The organism is Leptospira mtsangambouensis (assembly GCF_004770475.1).
GTDB lineage: Bacteria > Spirochaetota > Leptospiria > Leptospirales > Leptospiraceae > Leptospira_A > Leptospira_A mtsangambouensis.
In genome coordinates, this window is record NZ_RQHK01000017.1 from 1,182,330 (window position 1) to 1,206,113 (window position 23,784).

Below are 23,784 nucleotides of genomic sequence, written 5' to 3' on the forward strand. Positions count from 1 at the left end.
CTATTCCTCTTCTAGTTTGAGATACTTCCCACTTAACCTACGCAGGAAACCGCGTGGGATTAACTCGGATACAGTGACTGCTCCTTGATTGAAAGAACCAGTAATACACACCGCTTGATTAGAATGAAGGGCATTTAACGATTCTTCTACTACTACATCTGCATCTTGCCACATAAAAGATGGATATTTAGATTTGTTAATCCCTGCTCTTTGGTGAAAATCGGAATGAGTGAGTCCAGGACAAAGTGCTTGGACAAAAATCCCATGAAGTTTTGCTTCTTCATGAATGGACTCTGTGAAAGATTTTACGAATGCTTTGGTGGCAGCGTAAATGGCACTTCCCGGTGCTGGCAAATAACCAGCGATAGACGCCACATTGATCAAATAACCTTTTTTATTTTTTTTAAATCGGTTTAGTGCTACGTGACTTAAGTGTACTAAAGTTTTGACATTGAGATTGACTTCATCTAACTCTTTGTCGAGTGGGAGGGCGGCAAACTCACCGACAGTTCCAAATCCTGCGTTGTTGACTAGAAGTTCGGCTTCTTTGTCTTTTGCGATGATCTCAGCGAGTTCTTCCACATCTTTTTTTTTGGTAAGGTCCAGTGCAAAATATTTTAAAATCCCTCTGGATTTTGGTTCTAGTTCTAAAATTACTTTTTTTAAATCGGATTCCGTTCGGGAAATTAAAAAGACATTATAGTCTTTCGCAAGAGCACGAACAAATTCTTTTCCAATTCCTTGGGATGCGCCTGTGACATATGCATTTTTCATTCTGATGGATTCCTTTTCATCAGGACAGCTGTGGATCCGTCCGGATAGTATTTTTTACGTCTTTCTAATTCAATAAAACCGACGGATTGGTAAAGACCAATGGCGGCAATGTTTGATTCCTTCACTTCCAAAAAGAATTCTTTTTTAGGAAATTCTTGGAATAGTGCCATCAAAAGTTCTTTTGCTAAACCTAACTTTCGATAGTTGGGGAGTGTTGCGATCCGAAAGATTTCGATCTCCCAAGGAGTTTCACAAACAAGCGCATAACACTTTGTTTCTGGATCTCCCAAACCAAAAGCCACATGGAATTCTAAATGGGTTTGGATCATTTTTTCTGTCCATTCCTCTCCTGGAAAACAGAGAGATTCCCATTGGAGGAGAAGGGAAAGATCGGCTTCACCCAGCCTTCGAAAACTATGAGACATAATCACATTTTTTTCTTTTCATCCAAAAGAAAGAAACTAAAATCGAACTGATGGGCACAAAAAACAGCAGGTTTTCTTTGGTTTCCTTGCCATTAGGTTTTCTTTTCCTCCTGCTTGGCTTTAGTTTGGTTGGTTGTGACTATCTCAAATCGCTGACCGAATCCAAATACCGCAAACGGATTGGAGGGGAGCTTCCTTCCGAAAAAGACATCGTGAATTGGAAAGAGAAGTTGGCTTTGGAAGAGGCCGAAATCGAAGAGATGGACAAACGGATTCGGAAAATGGTCCAAAAGTCCAACCAAGCCGCTGCCCTTTCCTGGAAAATTGCCAGGGCCTATATGCGGGCTGGTTCTTCTGATTTAGGAGCCAGGTATTATGAAGAAGCTATGGGTGAATCCTTACCGAATGCCAAACAAGGTGGATTTGAAATCCATTCTTACGAGTCTGCATTGCCTTATTTTGAAAAAGCCATCCAGACAGGGAAGTTAGACAAGCAGTTGTTATATGAAACTGCTGTGGCTTATGCCAATGCATCCAAAGATATGGGATGGGAGCCTGTCAGACGAAATCGTGCCATTGGACTTTTTAAACAACTTTCGAAACTAGACAAAGAGGATTCTCGGTTTCCTTTTCAATTGGCACTTGTGTATTTCGATTCTTCATTGAAGGATGAAGCTTGGAATGGAAAACTTTCGAATGGGTATGATGAAGTGGAAACAGCCTTTTCCCTTCTCGACCAAATTTTACGCAAAGAACCATACAATGTTCCAACACGGTTTGCAAAGGCTAATTTTTTATACCAGATAGGAAAATCAAATTTAGCATATGATGAATACACTCGGATCAAGTCCATACTGGAAGAGATGAAAGAAAAAGGAAACATCCGGGAACCATTAGAAGAGAATTCTTCTTACCGCAATGTCATTAAAAACTTAAACCAATTGGGGGCCCAAAACAAATCTAACTGACCACTCTCTTTGTGGTAGTTTCGATTTTAGGCCATCCGCGAATTTCTTCTTTTCTTCGTAGAACAAAACTTTGGCGTCAGTTTACCAATTTTTCAGATTTATACCTGGCTCTTCCTCACTATTTTGAGGAAGAGTTTTGGAACCAATGTTTGGCAGAATGTATCCAATGGGAAAAATCAAAAGATCCTCATTGGAAACTGGTCAGTTTTTATGACCCAGAATATCCAAAACCTTTAAAGGAAATTTATGATCCTCCTTTTGTTTTTGCCTGTTTGGGAAATCTTCAGGTTTTGCAGTTTCAGTTGGCGGCGATTGTTGGGACAAGAAAATCTTCGCCAGTATCTCTTTCTGCCACTAGGAAACTTGTGGAATTATTATCGACAAACAAATATTTTGCGGTTGTATCGGGAATGGCACTCGGGATTGACCGGGAAGCCTTTCTTTCGGCATTAGAATTTGGACTTCCGGTGATAGGAGTGCTTGGAACCACTTTAGGGATGGAATATCCACCCGGGAACCGGGATCTTTACAAACGAATCAAAGAAGACCCAAACCAACTTCTCATCACTGAATTTTTACTCAAAACAGAACCTGCCAAATGGACATTCCCCAAACGAAATCGTGTTATCTCCGGTCTTGCGGACAAAGTGTACATTATGGAATCCGGTCGAAAATCAGGAACCATATCTACAGCCTACAGTGCAATGGAACAAAACCGAGAGATCTTTGTGTTTGATCACCCCAAACAATTTGATAACGAAGGCGGAAGGTTACTCCTCCGGCAAGGTGCACAAAGGATATTTGGGGAGAAAAAAATTCCAACAGAAGAAATGGTTTTAGAAAGTAAAGAGATAAGTTATGAAGAGTGGAGAAACAAACGAACCATCCCTTCTAAATTACGAAGAGATGGTGGATGGGACCTAGACTTTACCCTTTAAATACAAATCCGGCGACTGTGGCAAGAACATAGATAAAAAGTAAAAATACACCGAACGGTCGTTTGATTTTGTCTTTTGAAAAAACAATTCCTAAACGAAAGAGCACAAGAACGATGAGCATGGATGGAAAGTAGAATGTAAAAAAACTTACAGGAGCTTCGAGCCCGTTTTTAGTCACAGCAGCAGCAGCCCCGGAAACAAAAAGAACATTCAAAATATCCGCACCAATGATATTTCCCACAGCAAGTTCGGAGTGCCCACGACGAGAAGCTTGGATGGCGGTGACAAGTTCCGGAAGAGAAGTTCCAAAGGCAACGAGTGTGGCTCCAATGATGGAATCAGGGATGGACAACCGAACCGCTGTTTCTTGGACAGAAGGAATCAGAACCTTGGATGATAAAATCACAAGAGTGATGGCCACTACCAGTTTTAAAAGGACAATCCAAAATGGGGATTCATCATATTCGGTTGTAGCATCAATCCCTGCTTCGACTTCTCCTGGTTTGGAACGAGACCAACGAATGCTGAAATAAATATAAACAGCAAGGAGAACCAAAAATACAAAACCGGTTCCTTGGTCGATCCTTCCTCCAGTGGAAAAAACAGAAGACAAGTTGGCCCAAGGTAGGGCAGCGAACACAAGTAAAAATCCAGAAAGGACTTGGATCCAACCTTGGCGATTGACAAGTCGTTTGTCAATGTCAGGTGGGGAAATAAGAATGGCGATTCCTAAAATTAATCCCGTATCGCAGATGATAGAACCTACGGCATTTCCGAGTGCGATTCCTGGATTTCCCTCTAGGGCGGAAAGAACCGAAACAGAAACTTCGGGAAGGGTTGTACCCAAACTCACGATGGTGGCCCCAATGATCATTTTGGGAACTCCCCATCTTGTGGAAAGGGAAACTGCCTCATCGACAAGTACGTCAGCAGCTTTGCCTAAAACAAGGATGGAGCCGATGATGACGAGTAAAAGAACTGGCAAGGGAAGGGTTTGAAAAGTTGCAGTAAGAAATGCATCCATGGATAAAGGTCAGAATATGGAAAACTTCATCCGACTGCGACTCTTTCTTTGGGTAGGGACCCTCGGATTTTTTTCTCCGGTACTCGGAGAACCACGATTGCCCAAGGAACCAAACCTTCCTTCCCTCCCTCAGGAAGAATCCAAAGAACCAAGAAATGCTCGTGGAGACAAAGACAATTCCGAACCCAAGGTTTTAAACCTTACCCTTTGTGATGGACGGACGGTTCGTGGAGAATCATCTAGCGGCAGTCAGTCGATGTCATTTGAACATTCAAAAGATGGAATCCTTTATAAAAAGAAATTGAATACGAACGAACTGGACTCGTTGCGAATTGACTCTTGGGAACTAAAACAAAAACGAGAAGAAAAAAAAGGGATCACCTATGAAGTAGTTCCCAAAAAAATTCGGATCCGCACCCGGAATGGAGAAGTGTTTTATAAAGAAACGGGTGTTTCTGATTTAAAACTTCTAAACATTGAAATTAAAAACAATAATGGAGAAACCACTCTCTTTTCCTTTTGGGTCGATTTAAAATATCCTGATGGGAAATGGTATTCTGGATTGCCTACTTTGAAACCAAATCAAGAATTTAGGGAAGATTGTTTGAAAGATGTGGTGAAAATGATTGAATGGGAATGAACCAATCCCAGACTAGAGTTTTCTTTGGTCTGGAATTGGATCTTTATCTTTTTTATTCGGATACACAATCCACATAGTACGTCACATGGCCTGATTCTGACTTTTCTTCCACAAGGCCGTGGATATCAGTTTCAAAACCTGGGAACTTTGAGTTAAACTCCCGTGCAAATTGTAAGTAACGAATGATGGTCATGTTGAACTTTTCTCCTGGGATGAGAAGTGGGATCCCCGGAGGATAAGGTGTGAGTAGGACTGACGTGATTCGACCTTCCAATTCATCAATCGGAACCCTTTCAATGTCACGGTGTGCCATTTTTGAAAATGCTTCCGAAGGTTTCATCGCAGGAATCATAGGGCTCAAATACATCTCAGTTGTTAGGTGAGAGATATTATTTGCTCTGTAAACTTCATGCATGGATTGGCAAAGGTCACGTAACCCAATCCGATCATACTTGGGATAAGCTGCCGTAAATTTTGGCATCACACGCCAGAGTGGTTGGTTCGAATCATAATCATCTTTGAACTGTTGTAATTCGGTCACCATTGTGTTCCATCGACCTTTTGTAATCCCGATGGTGAACATGATAAAGAAACTATAAAGTCCTGTTTTTTCTACGATGATCCCGTGTTCTGCTAAGTATTTAGTGAGAATGAGAGCAGGGATTCCCCAATCAGCAAATTCTCCTTCCACACTCATTCCAGGAGTGATGACAGTTGCTTTGATGGGATCGAGCATATTGAATCCCTCTGCAATATCACCAAACCCGTGCCAACGGTCATTGGCTTTGAGGATCCATTCGTCCCTTTCTCCTGCACCTTCTTCGACAAGAGCTTCTGGCCCCCAAACACTAAACCACCAATCTTCTTCGAGTTCTAAATCCACTTTGCGCATGGCTCGTCGGAAATCGAGAGCCTCTTCAATGGATTCTTCCACAAGGGCGTTTCCACCGGGAGATTCCATCATGGCGGCGGCCACATCGCAAGAAGCAATGATGGCATACTGCGGACTGGTACTTGTATGCATTAAAAATGCTTCGTTGAATAAGTTTCTATCTAAAGATTCTTTTTCACTATTTTGCACAAGGATCTGGCTTGCTTGGGAAAGACCAGCTAGAAGTTTGTGTGTGGACTGTGTGGCAAAGATCATACTTTCTTTTGGTCTTGGTCTGTCCGATCCAATGGCATGCATCCCAGTGTAGAACCTGTGAAAGGATGCATGTGGCAACCAAGCTTCATCAAAGTGTAATGTTGAAATTTTACCATCTAACTCTGATTTGATGTCTTCTACGTTGTATAAAATTCCATCATAAGTACTTTGGGTGATGGTAAGAATTCTTGGGTTTCCTTTTACATCTTTGGCAAAAGGATGTTCTGCAATTTTTTTCTGAATGTTTTCCCATTTGAATTCAGATTTGGGAATAGGACCGATGATTCCAAAATGGTTTCTTGTCGGCATTAAAAAAACAGGAATAGCACCCGTCATCGTAATGGCATGAAGGATACTTTTGTGACAGTTCCGGTCAACAATCACAACGTCTCCTGGTGCTACTGTACTATGCCAAACAATTTTATTGGAAGTAGAAGTTCCATTGGTTACAAAATACAAACTATCACATTGGAAAATTCGTGCGGCGTTTCTTTCACTGGCAGAGATGGGACCTGTGTGATCCAAAAGTTGACCTAGTTCATCTACCGCATTACAAACGTCAGCTCGTAACATATTCTCACCAAAAAATTGGTGGAACATTTGACCGACGGGGCTTTTTAGAAAAGCAACTCCACCCGAGTGACCAGGGCAGTGCCAACTATAACTTCCATCATGTGCGTATTGTGTTAAGGCACGAAAAAAAGGAGGAGGCAAACTATCTAAATATGATTTTACTTCCCTGTGAATGGCTCTTGCCATAAACTCTGGTGTGTCTTCAAACATATGGATGAAGCCATGTAATTCTTTTAATATACTATTGGGAATATGGCGACTGGTTCTTGTTTCTCCGTAAAGAAACAATGGTATGTCGGCATTTCTATGACGCACTTGCGTCACAAAATCTTTGAGTTGGCGTAGAGCATCGGGAACTTCACCTTCTGTTTCAGGTGTGAATTCTTCATCGTCAATGGAGAGGATGAATCCACAAGCGCGGCTCTGTTGTTGCACAAAACTCGTCAAATCTCCGTAACTGGTCACACCCAGAACTTCAATCCCTTCGCCTTCTAGGGCCTTTGCAATTGCTCGAATGCCAAGACCACTGGCATTTTCGGAACGAAAATCTTCATCAATGATGATGATAGGAAATTGTACGATACCGTTTTGATACATCAACTCCATAGGAGGAGTGACCCGTAGGGAATCAAATGATTTTAGTTTTTAGACTCGTTTTTTCGGAAGGTATTTATAATACTCCATCTCAACCGTATTGATGAGGTAGGTGTAGTACTTAACTAGTTTTTTATCGAATTTCTTTTTGTTCATCTCTTCTCTGTAGAAGTCGGCAAGTTGGCCACGAAAGAGTGCTGATTTCATATCGTTACGATTGATCAGAATGGTGCTCGGAAGATCTCGAATGGCAACATCATCGGGAATGAGAATGGTAGAAACCGATTGTAAGACCGCATATTCCACAGTAGAAGCCACTTTATCGTCATCTTTTTCTTTGCCGAGAGTCATGTTGTTGCGTTTGATATTGTCCAAGTTTTCGTAAATCCGAGAACGTAAGGATTTTGGATCCAAAACTTTATCTGTGATTTTATTGAATCGTTTTGGAAATACGAAGTTATCTGCGGCTTTGTAGATATGAGAAAGTTTTTCTTCTTTTTTGGATGTCTCTGCTTCGTCTTCATAGGAAGAAGTGGAGCCAGAATTGTAAGTTGGTTTCCCCCAATCCCCAATCCCAGAAAACTTACCCGAATTTTTGATATCTTCTCGAATCTCTTCTGTGGATTTTTCTCGGAAGTAAATTGCTGCCATAAATCCAAGGACCACTGAGAAAGGCACACCAAAAAAGATCGGCATCGCCGAACGAAGGTAATAAGCCCCGGTGATAAAGATAAGTGTGCTGACTACAAATGTCAATATCCCCGGAACAGCATTGAACCTAGAACGAATTTCATTGGAACGTTCCCGCTCCAATTCTTCCACTTCCATGTTTTTGACATCAGCATTGAGTTTTGCAATTAACTCAGGTTTTAGTTTGTTGTTGAGTTCAGGGTGTTTGGGATTAGAAAGTTTGTGATTGATGATTTTTGCATAACCCAACTGCTTTTTGTATTCTGGATTGGTTCTGCCTTCAAACGCTAGTTTGTGGATGACTGCGGCCATATAACCATGATCCACTACATAATACACAGTTCTACCATCAGGAAGTTTTTCTTCATAATAAGAATGGTCGGAAAATACATCGTCTTTCAAACGTTTGATGTATTCGTTTGCTTTTTCTTCTGAAGTGATTCCCGCTTTTGCAACCTCATCTTCAAAATCAATCCTAAGCAGGGTATTGTGATTTTTTGTATGTTCTGGAATTTTTGCAATGACTGCATTTTTAACAGTTCCGTAAATGCTATCGTCTTTACGAGTGAGAACTGATCCCTTTTCTTCTGAGAGTCTTTTTAAAATTTTTACACTGAGATCGATTGTTTCTTTGATGGAAAGAGACTTGTTAGCTTTTTCTGTGGGATAAGGAAAGTTTTCGATGATAGATAAAAACTTTTTCACCTCTTCTTCTGGATTCATTTTAGATTCTAAAGAAGAAAATTTTGGTTTGGAAATATAATCACTGAAAGTTGCAAGAAAGGACTCATACTTTGCGTCTTTTGCAAGTTTGGTGAGTTGGTCTTTTGTGAAATGTTCCAATCCATTCATATGGGCAAGGATTTGGTTCACCACTTCTGGCAATCGTTTGAAACTTCCGTCAGGTAAGATGTTCAGTTCATCAATGACAATATGGTAATCGGCAAGAATGGGAAGTGCAAGATTTTGTTCTCTTGCAAAAACAGTGAAGTCTTGGAGAAAGTCTGGCATGGGGATATAAGGTAAATTTCCAAATCCCTTTCGAACCAATGAGGAAACTTCTGCTTCAAGAGATCCAAGTTTTGGATAGAGCCAGGTGTTCCCTTCTTTGTTCTTTTGTAAAAGAAGAGTTCCCGGATTTTCATCATCCCAGTTCCTTCCTTTTTTTGCGCGGTTCTCAAGTAATACTTTGATGAGTTCTTGCGAAAAACGAAAACAAGCCAATCGATATGGTTGGGTGTCCGTTTTATTTTCGTTTTGCGGTGCAACGAGTGCAATTTTGGAAGAGATTTTGCTGCCCGTACGAATGAGATAAGGATAAGCATAAGCAGCACGGTTTTGGCCACGATGGTCAATGTCTAAAATCTGTCTAAGAGCATGGAAGATAGAACTTTCGGAACGACCTTGGGCACCAAGGTTTGTATACTTTCCTAATGCTTCGGGGAGTTTATCCACCGTCATCAGATAGGATGCGTGTTTTTCTTTAGAGCCGTGTTTTTCTACACGTTTATGCCAATCTTTTAGTTCATCTAAGATACAACGTGCTGTGGGTGTAAGACTTCCCACCGAGTCAGACAAAAAAATGTAAGACTGCGCAGAAGGTCTATCATTAGAACTTTCGTCTTTGGACGAAGGATTCTCTAAGACTGTGTCTGATAGATCAATGCTGTCTTCACTCATTCGGATTTCGTCTGGTGAGAGGCCACAATTTCCGCAAGGATATGGGCTCCCCTGGCTAATTCTTCTTCTGGACGACAATATGTCAAACGTATGCAATCTTGAGTATGCGAAAAATCTGAGTTTAAACCTGGAAAGAAATAATGTCCTGAAACAATGAAGAGCCGTTTATCTTTACAAAGGTGGTAAAGTTTATGGTTGTTGACTGACATGTTGGGGAATCGAATCCAAAGAAAAAATCCACCCAAAGGATCATGGATTTCATACTCGACTCCATGTTTTTTGAATTCCGATTCGAAAATGGAGAGTGCCAGTTCTCTTTTTTGGTCATAAAACGGACGTAAGATGTTTTTTGAAAGGTTGGTGAGGATGTCTTTACGAAATAGGATATCCATCAGATAAACACCTAAATTTCCCACAGCAAGATTCCCTACAGCAGCGTAAGAGGAAAGGGTCTCTATGGTATCAGGATCGGAAACAATCATCCCCAAACGAACCCCTGGGAGTCCAATTTTAGAAAAACTAAGGGAGAGAGTTCTCCCTTCCCGGTAATGAATTGGTTCTTCCGATCCAATTAAATTTGGGAATGGATTCCCATAAGCTAAATCAATCAGGAGGGGAAGATTTTGTTTTTTGGTTCTTTCTTCCATCCATTCAATGTCTTTGTTTGATAAAATATTTCCCGTGGGATTTGTGGGGCGAGACAAGGCCACACAACCAACCTTGGAAAGATCAAACTCTGTTTTGTTTAAACCGTATCGAAACCTATGATTTCCTGTCGGAATCACTTCTGGATCGGTAGCCAAAAATGCATCTGCTTCGATGGATTGGTCCGCATAACCGATGTATTCTGGAACGATCGGTAAAAGAATTTTTTTAAAAATACCATCCAACATCTTTCCTGAATGAATGTTGAGTAAATAGGAGTAAGCATTTTGACTGCCGTTAAAAAAGGCAATATTGCCTTTCCTTAGATCATAACCTAAATGAGGTGAGAGATACTCGGCAGCAAGGGAACGAAAACGATCATTCCCGATCGGAGCTTGGTAGTCTCCGAGTAAGGCCCCAAGTTTAGGATCTTTTGCGAGAGTCTGAAAGGCTTCGGCAAAAATTTCTTCGGCTTCCGGGATATGGGCCGGATTTCCCCCTCCCAAGAGAATTTCATCGGGATGGCCCGTCACCTGGCCCAAATCTTCCATTAGGGAACGGATTCCTTGGTTTTGGCGGAGGCGACTAGCCCAAAGGGAAAGGGTAGGATTCGGCATGGGGGTCATATTTCTGAGGCATTCTCCTTCCTGAACCATTTTTCCAATGAAATTCTAAAATTATGTTCTCATTTCGAAAAATGAAGTGACATAATTCAGAAATCGGGTATTTAAGTGACATAATATAGAGGAGTGCTGTTGGATGAGCACCGAAACAATACAAAGACCCGTTCGAAAAGAAAAAGATATCGAATTTTTTAAACCGACCCTATCTCGGGAAGACCTAAAAGGTGTTTTAGAATGTCTCGTGGACGAACACCTTTCTACCGGCGAAATCGTAGAAAGATTTGAAAAAACCTTCTGCCATACTTTCAAAATCAAACATGCCATTTCTTCTAATTCCCTCACTTCGGCATATCACTTAGCATTACTTGCGTTAGGTGTAAAAGCAGGAGACTCCGTTTTACTTTCTAGTTACGCTCCGATTTCGGCACTAGATGCGATTTTTCTTTTACAAGCCAAACCAGTGCTTGTGGATTTGAAACGAAACTCCTTTCATCCTTGCCCAGAAGAATTCCTTCGCAAAAAAAATGAATCGGGTGCAAGATTTGCTCTATTTGATCATAGTTTTGGATCACTCATTCGTCTCAGTGATTATTCCATCGAAGGTTTGGAAGTGGTAGAAGACTTTACCGAAGCCATTGGCGCCACCTCAGAAACCATTACTGTTGGGAAACAATCCAAAATCGCAATCTGTGGCCTCAGCGCCGAAAACATCATCACTACTGGAAACGGTGCGATGATCATCACTTCTGAAGTTTCTCTTTCGAATGCAGTGAAATCTTATAAGTCTGGATCATCCGCCAAACGTAACTTTGGTGAACCTAAGTATGATTACAATTTAGTGGATTACCAAGCCGCACTTGGAATTGAACAACTTTCCAAACTCGGTGTTATCTTAGAACGTAAGAAAAAGATTGCTTCTGCGTATTTACAAGCAGTTCAAAATTCAAGATTGGAAACTTATTTTCAAAATCCAACTGAAGATACATTCCAAAGATTTCCCATTGTTGTTTCAGGACAAAACTACGAAGAGATCCAAAGGTATTTTAAATCCATTCATATTGGAACACAAAGAACAGTAGATGAACCTCTTCATCGAGTGTTGGAAGAAAATCCTTTGGAATTCCCCAATGCAGAACGTCTTTTCCAACGCGGACATTGTATACCGATTTATCCTAACCTAACAAAAGATAATGTACAACGGATTGCGACAGCCATCCGACGCATCTATTGATTGGTGCCGGCACTTTATTCTCTAGACTCATTATTTGAGTATAGATTGTATCCAACACCTCTGAATTTAGATTCCTCCCTCAAACGGAGGAATCGTTGTTTGGAGAAGATGTTTTTTCCCATTACAAGACCTGAAGACTTTGTTCTAGTCGAAGAATTGCCTAGTGATGAACTATATTCGCATTGGAAGGAAGTTAGGTTAACTCCAGGAACGCCGGTCCAAGAAGGAGACTTACTTGGTGAAGTCACTCTTGTTGAGTGGGGATGTCGGAACGAATGGTATGAAGGTAAACTTCTAGAAGATCCCATTCGCACGGAAACGTCTCGTTATCTCAATTCTAAAATCACCCAACTGGATTTTCGAAAACATCATTCTCCTCTGCCGGCCAAGGTGATATCTTCCGAAGAACACTTGTTTGCTGAATTGGAAGAGGCAAAACTTCCCATTGTTCTAAAAAGTGAGTTTGGGCTTGCTGGTAGAAATCATATCATCTTTAAATCCAGATCGGATTCCTGGAAGATGTCCCAAGTGAATAAAAAACTTTTTGGTTTTCCCATCCTTGCAGAGTCCTGGGTCGGCGACGAAAGGTTTTTTGATTTTTCTACTCTTTGGGATGTACGTGATGGTGAGTTCGTTTACCTCACTTCCACAGCAATGCTCATTGATAAGGACGGAGTGTTTCGTGGGATTCGAATTGGTGGATCGGAGCTTCCTTACGCCAAATCTTTTCTTCCACCTGTAATGGACCTTGTTCGTGATACCAAGGGATTAGTTCCAAAAGAGTATTCAGGTCCTTGTGCTATCGATGGATTTTTGTATCGGGAAGAGGGGCGGATAAAAATCCAACCTGTATCTGAATTTAACTTTCGTTATTCGATTGGTCGGATTCTCTGGGAAGTAAGAAAAAAAAGAAACCCGAAATTGGAAGTGGTGACAGGAATTTTAATTTTACCATATCCCAAACAAGGTTCGCTTGATGAATGGAAAACGATAGAACGTTTGGAAAAAGAATTGGATATTCAATTGATCCTATTAACGCCTGTTAGAGACCTGTCTGGCAAACCTTACCAAAATACAGTTTTGTATTTTGAAACCACGGAAGAAAAGGAACCTTCCGTGGTGGAATCCATTTGGCAATCCTGGACGGATTGATTTTAATTATAAATTTCTTTTTTATACCCCATCCCTGTTAGAAATAAATTCATGTTTTCCGTTGATCTCGAGAGTTGGATCAGAAGGATTTCCTCTGCGTTTGATTTCTAAAATATCAGTGTTAGTGAGAGGAAGAGTTGCTTCTAGGCTAACAATGACCTTATCCCCTTTTTCTGTCCAAGTACATAACATCTTTGCGGTTTCGTATCCCATTTCACAAGTTCCATCGTTATGGAGTTGGATCCTTGCAATATTGGATTTGGTTTTCCACTTTCCAATGGCCCAAGTATTTTTGGGAGGGACAAGGGCCGATCCCGCTTGTTCTGAATTGAAAGTGAGTTCGGCAATGGCTGTGTTTTCTGTATTGGTTCCTTTATATACTTCTTGGATGGTGAGAGAAATTTCTTTTGCCCGAAGTTCCGATTTGAATTCAATCATTTGCAGAGACAAGCTATCCTTTAAAGTTACGATTTCTTCATTTCCGTCTTCGGTAGATATTTTTAGTTTTTTGATTCGATTGTTTGCGGCCCAAAGTTTAGGATCACCAAACCCATTGTAGATGGAAAGGGAACGAAAATTGATAGGTGATTTGTATTTGATCTGTAAAGTTTCCCCAATCCCTTCTCCATTTGCTCCTTCGACCCAGCTGGTTTTGAGTTTTCCATCCATAGCAAAGATGGGTGTGTATTTTTTTGTTTTTGGTAGGAGTTGACTCGAAGAGGTGAGGCTTGGAGGATTGAGAGGTTCTGCAAAAATGGGCAGACAAATGGCGATTATTAAAAGATAAGTTTTTGGACTTGGACTACGCATACACAAGATCATACGTATCTAAAATGAAGGGCAAGTAGGAAAAAAAATAAATGGAAGATTCATCGGAATACTACACTGTCTATGTTACATTTGCTTCCGAAGAAGAAGCGAAACAAATTGCTAAGGTTGTTGTTACAGATCGATTGGCTGCTTGTGCCAATATCATCAAAGGCATGCAGTCAGTTTACATTTGGAATTCTGTTTTAGAAGAATCAGAGGAAACGGTTGGATTATTCAAAACAACCAAGGACAAATCGGAAGTTTTGGTGCAGAGGATCAAAGAATTACATTCTTATGATACTCCCTGCATTGTCATTTGGCCAATTGTTTCTGGAAATCCAGACTATTTGGATTGGATTCGAAACTCTTTATAAAATTCTCCGATTTTATCGAATAACAATTCATAACCCAAGTCCTTTCTCCAAGTGAAAAAAGATTCTGGCATTTGTACAGAAGCAAACCAAGGGTAAGCGGGCGATTCTTTTGGTTCTGCAAGCATCCCCATAAGACTGGCCATGGTTAAGTCCACTCTTCCAAAGGAAGTTCCATTAAAAAACTTGCGAGTTTTGTATATTTCGATTAATTCTTTGGAACATTCATCTAGCGATTGTTTTACGACATCTAGGTTTTTAGGTGTGATTTTATATCTTCGTTTGAGAGATAATGCAATCAAATCGAAATGTTCAGGTGGTCCGACTGTATCACTGGCTTTGCTTGGGTTTAATAAAAATAATTTCCCAACAATTTCAGGGTAATCCAGGATAAAATGATACAATAGAGTTTGTAGGCTCTTTCCAATATGAGAGTCTATTTTTTCTTCCATTTGTTTTTCTTCCGAAGAAGCTTTGTGACCGAATGCTTTTTCTTCTACTAAATCAATAATATTGCCAGAACCTTGGATGACCCCAGTGTCGGTTTCTAAAACGGGGACATACAAATCACTGACAAGAGGTTTTAAAGTTTGGATGTGTTGTCCGGGGATTAAAGGTTTTAGTTCATAGGGATAGTGGGCGAGGTCTAATCCCCATCTAGCTTTTTCAGAAAAATGTGAGATGGGAAATGTGTATAAGGTTGGACTCATGTGTCGAGATTTACTGAAAAGAAATCATAAGGCAATCAAGTTTTTATAACGGAAAATAGATTGTCGTGTGTCGTTCCTCACATTAATATGTTCCCTGTTTTATGAGATTTGGCATATTCATTCTATTTTTGATTTTCCCTGCGGGACTTTTGATTGCCAAAGATCATTCAGAGTATTGTTCCATGGACAGACTTTGTGTTATTTATATTCAAGATAAAACAGGGGTGGATATTTACTTTCAGAATAAAATTGCAATCAAGGAAACTGTTACAACTTTATCGGTGAACGCAATTTCTAAGAATATGAAAAGCAGTGTCAAACTTCCTCTTGTGACAGTCATACAAGGACCTAAAAGGAAAAAACTCTTTCGGCTGAGTGTAAACAAACCAAACAAACGTTGGGTTTACCAAATCAAATTCAAATGGATACTTGGAAATTTTTCAGTCCACCATAATCCAAAAGTAGTATATGATTTGCCTTTTGAAAAAGGAATGAAGGTTCGAGTTTACCAGGGTTATAAGGGTACAAAAAGCCACCAGGGTGATAACCGTTATTCGATTGATTTTGGTTTGAAGGAAGGGGACTTGATCACGGCCGCCAGAGATGGAATTGTGATCGATACGGAACAAAAAAATAACGAAGGAGGATTTGAAATCAAATACATCCATTCGGCAAATTACGTAAAAATCCTCCATGACGATGGAACAATCGGGCAGTATGCGCATCTACGTTATATGGGAGTTCTTGTCAAACGAGGCCAGAGGGTTACCTCCGGAACTCCACTTGGATATGCTGGAAGTACAGGATTTAGCGACGGGCCTCACCTTCATTTTGAAGTTTATAAACCAACGCCCCACTTACGTAAAAAAACGATTCCAACAAAATTTCGGACAGAATCTTCCGACTCGGAAGTCCTTGCGGAAGGACAACTCCATTGGAGGCGGGAACCAAACGAACCAATGGTCAAAACTGTCTCCGACATTGAGGAAATCCAAATTTGCGAATCGGTTCAAAGTTTAGAAAAATTGGGCTGTCATTCCACAACATTTTCCAAAAGTTCCCCTCTTTACTTTTATATTCCTCTTTTGAAACCATCTCGTTATAAGATACAAATTTCCGTTCGTAAAAATGGCACGACTATTTCTAAATTGTATAATTGGGAGACAAATCCTGAATGGTGGGATACTTTTTTAGATGTTCAACTGGAAGACCCTTCCGAATCTTTAGAAGGTGAGTGGACAGCGGTGATCTCAATTGACGGTGTGATACAAAAGGAAATGCAGTTCCAGATAATGAGTGTAATGTGAAGAATCTTTTTTTTGTTTTTATTCTATTCGTTTCATTTTTCAGATTTGATTTATTTGCTGAAACAGCAGAAACCGAAAATTGTATTTCGGAATATGTCTGTTTTGTTGTGAAAGATATTGAGAATGGTTTTGACTTATACATCAAAAATAGAAATCCAATAATTTATCCAACCAATTCAGTGATGGTCAACGTCACTGTTAAAAATTTTAAATCTGAACATACTTTCCCGCAGTTCTTAGTCTTAAAAGGAAACGAATCAGCATTTGTATCTAGTTTTGTTTTAGAAGATATTACTAAACCTACATTCACATCCTTTGCAGTTCATGTGATGATTGGAGATAGAGAAAGTATACATGATGATTCTGTGACTTATTTATTGCCATTCCCAGCTGGGATACGATCTCGTGTGGCTCAAGCTTATAATGGGAAATTTTCTCATATAGGAAATTTAAAATACTCTGTTGATTTTATTTTACCAGTTGGCACTCCCATTCTTGCTGCCAGGAAAGGGCAAGTGGTCGCAGTCGTGTCGAATTTTAGTGAAGGTGGAATTCGCAAAGATTTACTGAGCAAAGCCAATTACATCATCATTTTACATAATGATGGCACTTTGGGAAACTATGCACATTTAATGAAGGACGGGGTTTTGGTAAAGGTTGGTGATTTTGTAGAGGCGGGACAAATGATTGGGTATTCAGGTAACACTGGTTTTACGCAAGGACCACATTTACATTTTGAAGTTCACAAACCCACTCGCCAATTGGATGTTATGACTATACCCACGGTTTTTAAAACTCAAAATGCAGAACGAGAAACCTTAACTCAGCATTATTTATATTGGCATCCCAAAGATGGTGATTTACCACTTCGAACCGACATTTTGGATGAGGACATTCGATTGTGTAAATACAATGATCGTGGAGAAAAAATTCGATGTGGGGATACTTCATTTCGTTTGGGCGAAAACTATGCGATCGAATTTGAATTTACAAAACCTAAAAATCAGGAAATTGAAATTCATATCACAAAGGATGGAAATTCAGTAAAACCTTTTTACTACAAGTGGAAAACCCAAAACTATTTGGATTCAGACAGCCGTTATTTTGTAATTCCTAAAAATGTAGAATTCATTGGTCAGTGGAAGATGCGGGTGCGGATCAACGGAGAAGAAAAAAAGACTCTTTTTTTTGAAGTGAATGCATAATCGTTTGACAAGTAAATGTATGTTTAGTAGATTGTCTTTAGGCTTTCCAAGACCATTTGGTCGATCTACTGGGGGTGCAAACCCCCATCTTTTTTCCCTCTTCCTTTCAGAAACATCTTCCCAGATTTGAGTATTTTTCCTAGTTTGAGATTCTCATGGATATGGATGAATCAATAAATGTGCTGGGCGGACCTCTCGCTCCTTGCTCCACAAGGCCGCTTACTGGATTTTTTCGGGATGGATGCTGTAATACTTCCGACGATGACATCGGCTCTCATACAGTTTGTGTTCTTGCTACGGAAGAATTTTTAGAGTCACAAAAACAAAGCGGCAATGATCTCATCACACCTTGGCCACAATATGCTTTCCCTGGTGTAAAACCTGGGGAACGTTGGTGTCTTTGTGCTTCTAGGTGGTTGGAAGCTTATCGCAATGGGGTAGCTCCTAAGGTGTTTTTAGAATCTACCCACAAACGTGCGTTAGAGATCATCCCTTTGGAGCTTCTAGAAAGATTTGCTGCAGATGATTTTGACTAGTTTGTCTTTAACGCATCTAAGTAAGCTCTTGTGTGTTTAGATGTGTTATGGAGTAACGTTCCAAGAATTTTATGGATAGGGTGATTTGGTTCATACAATCTCTCGTATTTAGGAATTTCTAAGTTTTCCAATTGTTCATCAGTCGGTTCCCCTGCCAGGTATGCTTCGCGACAAACATTTTCTCTTATCGAGTCCATTCCCGACCATGTTACTAGGTTATCTTTTGAAAATTCTGTGATGGAAGTGGCAACAGGATGGTTCCAATTCTTTGTTTCAATTAGGTTTTTGATTAAATAGTATTGGTATTCTTCAATGAGAGTATGTCTTCCTGAAACAAAACTAATCATATTATCTTTCGGAGTTTGGTAACCTACAATAGATACAAGTTGTACGCCAATTTGTTTTGCTGCGCTCACTCTGGGTAATACAGAGGAATGATAGGGTTGTGTAAGGTCTTGGATATAATGCAAAGCCCAACCAGCAAATCGATAACCCCAATAAGGGTGACCTGTGCGGAATGCCAGATTTGATAGTTCTGTGAATTGGTGAATTCGGTATTCGGGATAAGTTCGTTTTAAAAAGCCAGCGAGAGTAAAAATAATTCCAGGTTCATAAAAGAATCCCATATGGAATGGTGCTTGTGATGAATATTCAACGGCAGGATTTCCAAAAGGTTGGCTACTAAATCCGTAAATTTTTCCCACCTCGTGTTCGTTATCTTCAAATAAATGTAAATCTAAATCATAGTCGGGTTCATCAGTGGCGGATACTAAAACTTCATCGGCACCGATTGTTTGTCCTTCTTGTAACGACAAAAAGGTTTCGTTTGCTAATTTCCCTTTTTCATTTAACGTTGTTAGTTGGTCTAGAGGTAGTTTTGAACCTCCCCTTTTTGGGACAGATTGTATGTATAAGGCTGCTTTATGGTTTGGATTGACTCGGAGCGCTCTGTAAAAACTAACAACAAGGTCTTTATCTTTTGTTGTTTTAGAAAACTTTAAACTTTCGTCAGTTTTTGTTAGGTGAGGGAGTCTTTTTAATGCCCACTCCTCGGACTTGTCTAAAGTTTCTTGGATTGTTGTTTTTTCTTTTGTCAAAAAAGACTTTAAGGACTCTACTTTTACCTTGGGAGTTTGCTCGGTTTTCCAGTGGTCTTTGAGAATTAAATATGTGATGCCTGCGTGATTATTCCAAGCAAAAGCAGGGAAAGTGAAAACAACAATTGTTACTAAAGTAATGATTCGATTCATTGGTTAATTAATTTTCCTTTTTTTGAAAAGTGGTTCCATTCCAAATGTATTCGGATTGGTAATATTCATGAGAACTTTCATCATCGATATCGAAACTATGAGTTAGTTCGATGATTGTATTGGGTTTTCCTTTTGTGACTTTACGGTTAATTTTTTTATCTGCTGGTAAAGTTTCAGTCGGAAGTACGAGCCATGATTCAGCACAAGAAGGTGGGTCACAAGCACCAGGATTCCAAGAAAACTGTGAAATAAATTTTAAGTCTTTGTCCAATGTAAATATTTGTTCGTTTGTGTATCCGTATTCTATCTCAGAAAATACGAGATACTTTAATCCAAAAATTGCAACAGGGGCAGGAGAAAAAGAAGAAGGTTGGTAGATCGTATGATCCCAACCTTCGTTGCTCATTGGTCCAACATCCCAAGTGCCTTGTGCCAACAATTGATTTTTTTGGATTAGTTTTAATTCCAGTTTTCCTACCTGGATGCCTAGGTTGCGTGCTAATATTGTTTTATCATTCCATTCAAAAGAATAATCAGCAAGTAACCCTCCCCAAACATATCCAATTTCTTTTTCCAATTGGACTTGGTACCAATATTCTTTTACTGAATTCTGTTCTAGGATTTGGTTCGTTTTTGTGATAATTTTGACGGAATCCCCAATAGAAAGTTTCTTTAAAACTTTCGCATTTATATTGTTTGATTCTCTTAAGTTGATATTGTCGCCAAATGTTAAATAGGTGGAGCCGGCAGTTTTTTCGTGAATGTAGTGATCCCAATGGTTTTCAGAAAAGATGGGTGAAACAAAAAGTGCGAGTAGAGTGTAGAGTAAATATTTGTAACCCGACATAGTGCAAAAAATAGAGAACAGAGTCTCGTGAGTCGATCTCTTTTCAGGAGGAATGGTTTTTTTCTTAAGAAGATAGGTCGATAATGGTAGTGTAGGTTTTTTTCCTCTCAAAGGATAGTGAATGATACTCGCACAAGTGTTAAAACCATATTCGATAGAGCAAATTCATTCGTTAGAAGAAAAGATGAATACTTATGAAACATGGGTATTTGTTTTGGTTTTGTTTGTTGCCGTACTTGTCCTAATCACTGTCATGCAAAGGCTGACGATTGCAAAATTAAAAACTTTGGAAGGGTTTAAATCAAAACCATCTCTAAAAGAAATCACAGCGTTATCCAATCACAACTTATCAGCTTCGGACGAATTTAATATTGCAGACATTCATACGATCACACAAACCCCGATCCAAACAGAAATGACCGTATTTGGGAAAGATTTACCGGATCCAGGATTAGTATTTAAGTATGTGGTTCCATTAAATGTAAGTAAAATCATTACCATTGGACAAAGGGAAGGTAGTGTGATCACTAGATCCACTGAAGTTTTGGATCACCACCTAACGATTGAGATAAACTCTGTTGATGTATCTAATTTGGAAATTTTATCTTATAGTTTAGAATTTCGAAGAGAAGGGAAGGTTTTGTTACAATTCCCAGGTGATAGAGATTTTCATGAAATGGGAATCCGCGAAAGAATTCATTTATCTAAAGAACTATCTTTTGGGGAAGAGCGATGTTATGAATCTTTGGATCTAAGAAATCCCATACGATTCAGGATTGGAAATCGTCTCTCCGCTGATGGTAAGTTTAAAACAGGATATTTTGAGTTTCATCTGTATACTAAAGATATTTTTGAAAAAACGGCAAATGGAACCAAACGAATTGAAAAACATATTTATTTGAAATTGGTTAAGATTTTTCCCGGATACGATACGGCGGGACAAACAAAAGAAGGACTTGTTCCGATGCTTGCGCGGTTTGGGGTGTGAATCTTATATCCCCGCCCTGATTAGGGTGGGGAACTAGACCCGCCTCCCAATGCACACCTCTTACCACATCTTTTCCTTTCTTACAAATCCCTTTCTAAAAACCAAAAATTCTTTTCCAATAAGTTCATCTTTTCAAAGTTCGTATCTGAAAAAAGATCCTACCCAAAAAATAAAAAAGCCAAGGTTTCCCTTGGCTTTTCCATCGATCTTTCGAACGAAACTTATCTGAATTCTAAATTCGATATTTAAGCTCTTTCTACGATCATTGATCCTGCGATCCCACCGTGTGCACATGCAGTCACTAGCACTTTTTTCACGTCTTTGTTTTCTTCAAAGTCCATGATAGCGTTGTGAAGGAGTCTCACGCCAGTAGCACCAAACGGGTGTCCAATGGAGATAGATCCACCGTTCGGGTTGATTTTTTTCTCATCAAATTTCTTTTCCCAGTCAAGACCAGTTCTAGATTTGATTTCTTCAAGAGCCGCTACTGCAGTCGCAGCAAATGCTTCGTGGATTTCGATGATGTCGATGTTTTCGATTTTATCACCAGTTTCACCAAGAAGCGCAATCGTTGCTTCGGCTTGGCCAAGACCCATAAGGTTTGGATCCACACCACGCATGTTAAAACCATTCACATAAGCTTTTGCAGTAAGACCTAATTTTTTAGCCGCATCTTCAGATGCTACAATGATACCAGCCGCTCCATCAGAACGTGGGCTTGCATTGAAGATAGAAAGAGTTGGTCCATGAGATTTCTTTAAGTATTTGCTGTATTTTTCTTTGAACTGGTCAAATTTCATTTGAGGGTTGTCAAAGAGTAACATCGCGCGACCCATACGAGTAGGGTTTTTCACAAGACCTTCACGAAGAAGAACTGCTTCGTCAGCTTGTAACATGTTTCCTTCATCGTCTTTCACTTCCATAATATATGGTTTGTAACGACCTTCTTGAGTGGCATCAAAGGCACGTTTGAAAGATTCGTAAGCGACTTTGTCTTGTGTTTCGCGTGGAAGTGCGTAGTTTTGTGCGAGAATTTCTGCCGTTACTTGCATACCGAAAGAAGTTTCCCCATCACCAAGTCCGTCTTCTAGTGTATCACGAAGTTCTACTCCTTCAGGAAGGTCATTAGGAAGAAGTTTTACAAGTGAATCTAAACTGTTTGTTTTTTTGTTAAGACGCGCATTTTTTACAACAAATGGCATAGAAGTTTGTGACTCTTCACCAATGACGAGGAAAACTTTTCCTTCACCAAGGGAAATACGACGAGTTGCTTCCGCAACTGCTTCCAAACCAGATACACAGTTGTTTGCTACTGTAAGGCATGGAATTTCCATAGGAAGTCCAAGCAAGTTTGCAATCACACGTGCCGAGTTAGGTGCGTTAGAAAAACCTTCTCCAACGATCACACCGTCAATATCAGTAGGTTTCAAACCACTGCGTTTCATAACTTCTTCACCAACGAGTTTACCAAGGTGGTGACCAGCGTAATTTGAGAGCGCCTTTCCAATTTGAGCAAAAGGAGTTCGTGCAGGTGCTGCGAGTACTATCTTTTGTGTTACTTTCATATAAAATCCCTTCTTCCTTTCTTTAGACTAAAACTTTAGTTACCTTAAAAATTACTTCGCAAGCCACTTCATCATCGAACGTAGTTTTGTTCCTACTGCTTCGATCGGGTGGGCTGCATTTTTTTCTTTGAGTTTTTTGTATTCTGGGTATCCAGCTTTTGTATCCGCCATCCAACGTTTAGCGAACGCTGCACCTTTATCTTTTTGGATATCAGTGAGAACGTCTTTCATACGAGCTTTGACTCCAGCATCAATGATACGTGGTCCGCTGATATAATCTCCATACTCGGCAGTATCAGAGATGGAATAACGCATACGAGCAAGTCCACCTTCGTAAATCAAATCAGTGATGAGTTTCACTTCATGTAAACATTCGAAGTAAGCGATTTCTGGATCGTAACCTGCTTCTGTTAGTGTTTCGAATCCACTCATAATGAGGTTCGCAACACCACCACAAAGAACTACTTGTTCCCCAAAAAGGTCAGTTTCTGTTTCTTCACGGAAAGATGTTTCTAAAATTCCAGCTCTTCCTCCGCCTACTCCACTTGCGTGAGCGAGGGCGCGAGCTTTTGCTTGGCCAGTTGCATCTTGGTAAATTGCAATTAAACAAGGAACTCCACCACCTTCTGTGTAAACACGGCGAACTAAGTGTCCTGGACCTTTCGGTGCTACCATATACACGTCTACGTTTTTAGGAGGAGTGATGAGATCGTAATGGATGTTAAATCCATGAGAGAATACAAGAGCCTTTCCTTCAGTAAGGTTTGGTTCAATATCCGCCTTATACATGTCAGCTTGGATTGTGTCTGGAGCAAGGATTTGGATGATGTCTGCTTTTTTTGCAGCTTCCGCAACATTGTACACTTCAAAGCCAGCTTCTTTGGCTTCTTTTACTGATTTAGATCCATCGCGAAGTCCAATAATGACTTTCAAACCAGAATCTTTCATGTTTTGAGCTTGGGCGTGACCTTGGCTTCCGTAGCCAATCACTGCAATGGTTTTACCTTTAAGGAGATTTAGATCGCAACTGTCGTCGTAATAGATATTTGCCATGGATGGGCACACTTCCTGCGGAAAATTTAACTTATTTT

22 protein-coding genes are annotated in these 23,784 nt (G+C 40.0%); 10 read left to right on the plus strand and 12 right to left on the minus strand.

The window, feature by feature from the left end:
- Both EHR01_RS18085 and EHR01_RS18090 read right to left on the minus strand, forming a co-directional pair.
- Positions 1-774: an SDR family NAD(P)-dependent oxidoreductase gene (locus EHR01_RS18085; protein WP_135696949.1), complete on the minus strand. Its 774-nt coding sequence runs from the start codon at positions 772-774 to the stop codon at positions 1-3.
- Positions 771-1,199, minus strand: coding sequence for a GNAT family N-acetyltransferase (locus EHR01_RS18090; protein ID WP_135696951.1), 429 nt, complete (start codon positions 1,197-1,199; stop codon positions 771-773). The genes EHR01_RS18085 and EHR01_RS18090 overlap by 4 nt, the downstream gene beginning before the upstream one ends.
- Positions 1,200-1,249: 50 nt before the next feature.
- Here EHR01_RS18090 and EHR01_RS18095 point away from each other — a divergent pair, with 50 nt between their 5' ends.
- Both EHR01_RS18095 and EHR01_RS18100 read left to right on the plus strand, forming a co-directional pair.
- Complete coding sequence (locus EHR01_RS18095; protein ID WP_135696953.1) at positions 1,250-2,167, plus strand: tetratricopeptide repeat protein; 918 nt, start codon at positions 1,250-1,252, stop codon at positions 2,165-2,167.
- An 11-nt stretch (positions 2,168-2,178) separates the two neighbouring features.
- The gene (locus EHR01_RS18100; protein ID WP_135696955.1) at positions 2,179-3,105 is read left to right on the plus strand and encodes a DNA-processing protein DprA; all 927 of its coding nucleotides are present in this window, start codon (positions 2,179-2,181) and stop codon (positions 3,103-3,105) included.
- Here EHR01_RS18100 and EHR01_RS18105 read toward each other — a convergent pair.
- Positions 3,095-4,129: a calcium/sodium antiporter gene (locus EHR01_RS18105; protein ID WP_135696957.1), complete on the minus strand. Its 1,035-nt coding sequence runs from the start codon at positions 4,127-4,129 to the stop codon at positions 3,095-3,097. The genes EHR01_RS18100 and EHR01_RS18105 overlap by 11 nt on opposite strands.
- Between EHR01_RS18105 and EHR01_RS18110 the strand changes: the two genes are divergently transcribed.
- Positions 4,128-4,769, plus strand: a complete 642-nt coding sequence (locus EHR01_RS18110) for a hypothetical protein (RefSeq protein ID WP_135696958.1) — start codon at positions 4,128-4,130, stop codon at positions 4,767-4,769. The genes EHR01_RS18105 and EHR01_RS18110 overlap by 2 nt on opposite strands.
- A 52-nt stretch (positions 4,770-4,821) precedes the next feature.
- Here the strand turns inward: EHR01_RS18110 and EHR01_RS18115 are convergent, their stop codons facing one another.
- From EHR01_RS18115 to EHR01_RS18125, 3 genes are read right to left on the minus strand one after another with little or no spacing between them, the layout of a single operon-like run.
- Positions 4,822-7,086: an arginine/lysine/ornithine decarboxylase gene (locus EHR01_RS18115; protein WP_135696960.1), complete on the minus strand. Its 2,265-nt coding sequence runs from the start codon at positions 7,084-7,086 to the stop codon at positions 4,822-4,824.
- 48 nt (positions 7,087-7,134) lie between these two features.
- The gene (locus EHR01_RS18120; protein WP_135696962.1) at positions 7,135-9,453 is read right to left on the minus strand and encodes a hypothetical protein; all 2,319 of its coding nucleotides are present in this window, start codon (positions 9,451-9,453) and stop codon (positions 7,135-7,137) included.
- Positions 9,450-10,715, minus strand: a complete 1,266-nt coding sequence (locus EHR01_RS18125) for a valine--pyruvate transaminase (protein WP_425269995.1) — start codon at positions 10,713-10,715, stop codon at positions 9,450-9,452. The genes EHR01_RS18120 and EHR01_RS18125 overlap by 4 nt, the downstream gene beginning before the upstream one ends.
- A 142-nt stretch (positions 10,716-10,857) precedes the next feature.
- Between EHR01_RS18125 and EHR01_RS18130 the strand changes: the two genes are divergently transcribed.
- Positions 10,858-11,952 carry a DegT/DnrJ/EryC1/StrS family aminotransferase gene (locus tag EHR01_RS18130; protein WP_135696966.1) on the plus strand — a complete coding sequence of 365 codons (1,095 nt, stop codon included), beginning with the start codon at positions 10,858-10,860 and terminating at the stop codon, positions 11,950-11,952.
- Between the two features lie 108 nt (positions 11,953-12,060).
- Positions 12,061-13,104, plus strand: coding sequence for a hypothetical protein (locus EHR01_RS18135; protein WP_135696968.1), 1,044 nt, complete (start codon positions 12,061-12,063; stop codon positions 13,102-13,104).
- Between the two features lie 21 nt (positions 13,105-13,125).
- Here EHR01_RS18135 and EHR01_RS18140 read toward each other — a convergent pair whose 3' ends face one another.
- Positions 13,126-13,914 (minus strand): NADase-type glycan-binding domain-containing protein, encoded by a 789-nt coding sequence (locus EHR01_RS18140; protein ID WP_135696971.1) that lies wholly within the window; start codon positions 13,912-13,914, stop codon positions 13,126-13,128.
- A 50-nt stretch (positions 13,915-13,964) separates the two neighbouring features.
- Between EHR01_RS18140 and cutA the strand changes: the two genes are divergently transcribed.
- Positions 13,965-14,288, plus strand: coding sequence for a divalent-cation tolerance protein CutA (gene cutA, locus EHR01_RS18145; RefSeq protein ID WP_135696973.1), 324 nt, complete (start codon positions 13,965-13,967; stop codon positions 14,286-14,288).
- Here cutA and EHR01_RS18150 read toward each other — a convergent pair.
- Positions 14,258-14,995 (minus strand): glutathione S-transferase N-terminal domain-containing protein, encoded by a 738-nt coding sequence (locus tag EHR01_RS18150; RefSeq protein ID WP_135696975.1) that lies wholly within the window; start codon positions 14,993-14,995, stop codon positions 14,258-14,260. The genes cutA and EHR01_RS18150 overlap by 31 nt on opposite strands.
- Before the next feature lie 101 nt (positions 14,996-15,096).
- Between EHR01_RS18150 and EHR01_RS18155 the strand changes: the two genes are divergently transcribed.
- The 3 genes from EHR01_RS18155 (at position 15,097) to EHR01_RS18165 (ending at position 18,043) form a co-directional block, all read left to right on the plus strand.
- On the plus strand, positions 15,097-16,302 hold the full coding sequence (locus tag EHR01_RS18155; RefSeq protein ID WP_135696977.1) for a M23 family metallopeptidase: 1,206 nt from the start codon (positions 15,097-15,099) through the stop codon (positions 16,300-16,302).
- Positions 16,299-17,507 (plus strand): M23 family metallopeptidase, encoded by a 1,209-nt coding sequence (locus tag EHR01_RS18160; protein ID WP_135696979.1) that lies wholly within the window; start codon positions 16,299-16,301, stop codon positions 17,505-17,507. Before EHR01_RS18155 ends, EHR01_RS18160 begins: the two co-directional genes overlap by 4 nt.
- Before the next feature lie 155 nt (positions 17,508-17,662).
- The gene (locus EHR01_RS18165; protein ID WP_135696981.1) at positions 17,663-18,043 is read left to right on the plus strand and encodes a DUF2237 family protein; all 381 of its coding nucleotides are present in this window, start codon (positions 17,663-17,665) and stop codon (positions 18,041-18,043) included.
- On the opposite strand, the gene EHR01_RS18170 is transcribed toward EHR01_RS18165, so the two are convergent.
- A complete protein-coding gene (locus tag EHR01_RS18170; protein ID WP_135696983.1) occupies positions 18,040-19,293 on the minus strand; it encodes a phospholipase C/P1 nuclease family protein in 1,254 nt (417 codons plus the stop codon). The genes EHR01_RS18165 and EHR01_RS18170 overlap by 4 nt on opposite strands.
- Before the next feature lie 7 nt (positions 19,294-19,300).
- The gene (locus EHR01_RS18175) at positions 19,301-20,140 is read right to left on the minus strand and encodes an SH3 domain-containing protein (RefSeq protein ID WP_135696985.1); all 840 of its coding nucleotides are present in this window, start codon (positions 20,138-20,140) and stop codon (positions 19,301-19,303) included.
- A gap of 121 nt (positions 20,141-20,261) precedes the next feature.
- Between EHR01_RS18175 and EHR01_RS18180 the strand changes: the two genes are divergently transcribed.
- Entirely contained in the window at positions 20,262-21,128 is an 867-nt protein-coding gene (locus EHR01_RS18180) for a hypothetical protein (RefSeq protein ID WP_135696987.1), read from the plus strand.
- Between the two features lie 245 nt (positions 21,129-21,373).
- On the opposite strand, the gene EHR01_RS18185 is transcribed toward EHR01_RS18180, so the two are convergent.
- Together EHR01_RS18185 and ilvC are read right to left on the minus strand one after the other, a co-directional pair.
- Positions 21,374-22,693 carry a thiolase family protein gene (locus tag EHR01_RS18185; protein WP_135696989.1) on the minus strand — a complete coding sequence of 440 codons (1,320 nt, stop codon included), beginning with the start codon at positions 22,691-22,693 and terminating at the stop codon, positions 21,374-21,376.
- A 51-nt stretch (positions 22,694-22,744) separates the two neighbouring features.
- Positions 22,745-23,746, minus strand: coding sequence for a ketol-acid reductoisomerase (gene ilvC / locus EHR01_RS18190; protein ID WP_135636650.1), 1,002 nt, complete (start codon positions 23,744-23,746; stop codon positions 22,745-22,747).
- Positions 23,747-23,784 lie beyond the last annotated feature (38 nt).

What these genes read in the sequence shown, in the direction of transcription:
- EHR01_RS18150 (WP_135696975.1), bottom strand. Translation starts at nt 14,995, where the DNA reads ATGAGTCCAACCTTATACACATTTCCCATCTCACATTTTTCTGAAAAA.
- EHR01_RS18185 (WP_135696989.1), bottom strand. Translation starts at nt 22,693, where the DNA reads ATGAAAGTAACACAAAAGATAGTACTCGCAGCACCTGCACGAACTCCT.
- EHR01_RS18125 (WP_425269995.1), bottom strand. Translation starts at nt 10,715, where the DNA reads ATGCCGAATCCTACCCTTTCCCTTTGGGCTAGTCGCCTCCGCCAAAAC.
- EHR01_RS18165 (WP_135696981.1), top strand. Translation starts at nt 17,663, where the DNA reads ATGGATATGGATGAATCAATAAATGTGCTGGGCGGACCTCTCGCTCCT.
- EHR01_RS18140 (WP_135696971.1), bottom strand. Translation starts at nt 13,914, where the DNA reads ATGCGTAGTCCAAGTCCAAAAACTTATCTTTTAATAATCGCCATTTGT.
- EHR01_RS18095 (WP_135696953.1), top strand. Translation starts at nt 1,250, where the DNA reads ATGGGCACAAAAAACAGCAGGTTTTCTTTGGTTTCCTTGCCATTAGGT.
- EHR01_RS18085 (WP_135696949.1), bottom strand. Translation starts at nt 774, where the DNA reads ATGAAAAATGCATATGTCACAGGCGCATCCCAAGGAATTGGAAAAGAA.
- EHR01_RS18180 (WP_135696987.1), top strand. Translation starts at nt 20,262, where the DNA reads ATGATACTCGCACAAGTGTTAAAACCATATTCGATAGAGCAAATTCAT.
- ilvC (WP_135636650.1), bottom strand. Translation starts at nt 23,746, where the DNA reads ATGGCAAATATCTATTACGACGACAGTTGCGATCTAAATCTCCTTAAA.
- EHR01_RS18175 (WP_135696985.1), bottom strand. Translation starts at nt 20,140, where the DNA reads ATGTCGGGTTACAAATATTTACTCTACACTCTACTCGCACTTTTTGTT.
- EHR01_RS18120 (WP_135696962.1), bottom strand. Translation starts at nt 9,453, where the DNA reads ATGAGTGAAGACAGCATTGATCTATCAGACACAGTCTTAGAGAATCCT.
- EHR01_RS18135 (WP_135696968.1), top strand. Translation starts at nt 12,061, where the DNA reads ATGTTTTTTCCCATTACAAGACCTGAAGACTTTGTTCTAGTCGAAGAA.
- EHR01_RS18170 (WP_135696983.1), bottom strand. Translation starts at nt 19,293, where the DNA reads ATGAATCGAATCATTACTTTAGTAACAATTGTTGTTTTCACTTTCCCT.
- EHR01_RS18155 (WP_135696977.1), top strand. Translation starts at nt 15,097, where the DNA reads ATGAGATTTGGCATATTCATTCTATTTTTGATTTTCCCTGCGGGACTT.
- EHR01_RS18115 (WP_135696960.1), bottom strand. Translation starts at nt 7,086, where the DNA reads ATGTATCAAAACGGTATCGTACAATTTCCTATCATCATCATTGATGAA.
- cutA (WP_135696973.1), top strand. Translation starts at nt 13,965, where the DNA reads ATGGAAGATTCATCGGAATACTACACTGTCTATGTTACATTTGCTTCC.
- EHR01_RS18130 (WP_135696966.1), top strand. Translation starts at nt 10,858, where the DNA reads ATGAGCACCGAAACAATACAAAGACCCGTTCGAAAAGAAAAAGATATC.
- EHR01_RS18105 (WP_135696957.1), bottom strand. Translation starts at nt 4,129, where the DNA reads ATGGATGCATTTCTTACTGCAACTTTTCAAACCCTTCCCTTGCCAGTT.
- EHR01_RS18110 (WP_135696958.1), top strand. Translation starts at nt 4,128, where the DNA reads ATGGATAAAGGTCAGAATATGGAAAACTTCATCCGACTGCGACTCTTT.
- EHR01_RS18090 (WP_135696951.1), bottom strand. Translation starts at nt 1,199, where the DNA reads ATGTCTCATAGTTTTCGAAGGCTGGGTGAAGCCGATCTTTCCCTTCTC.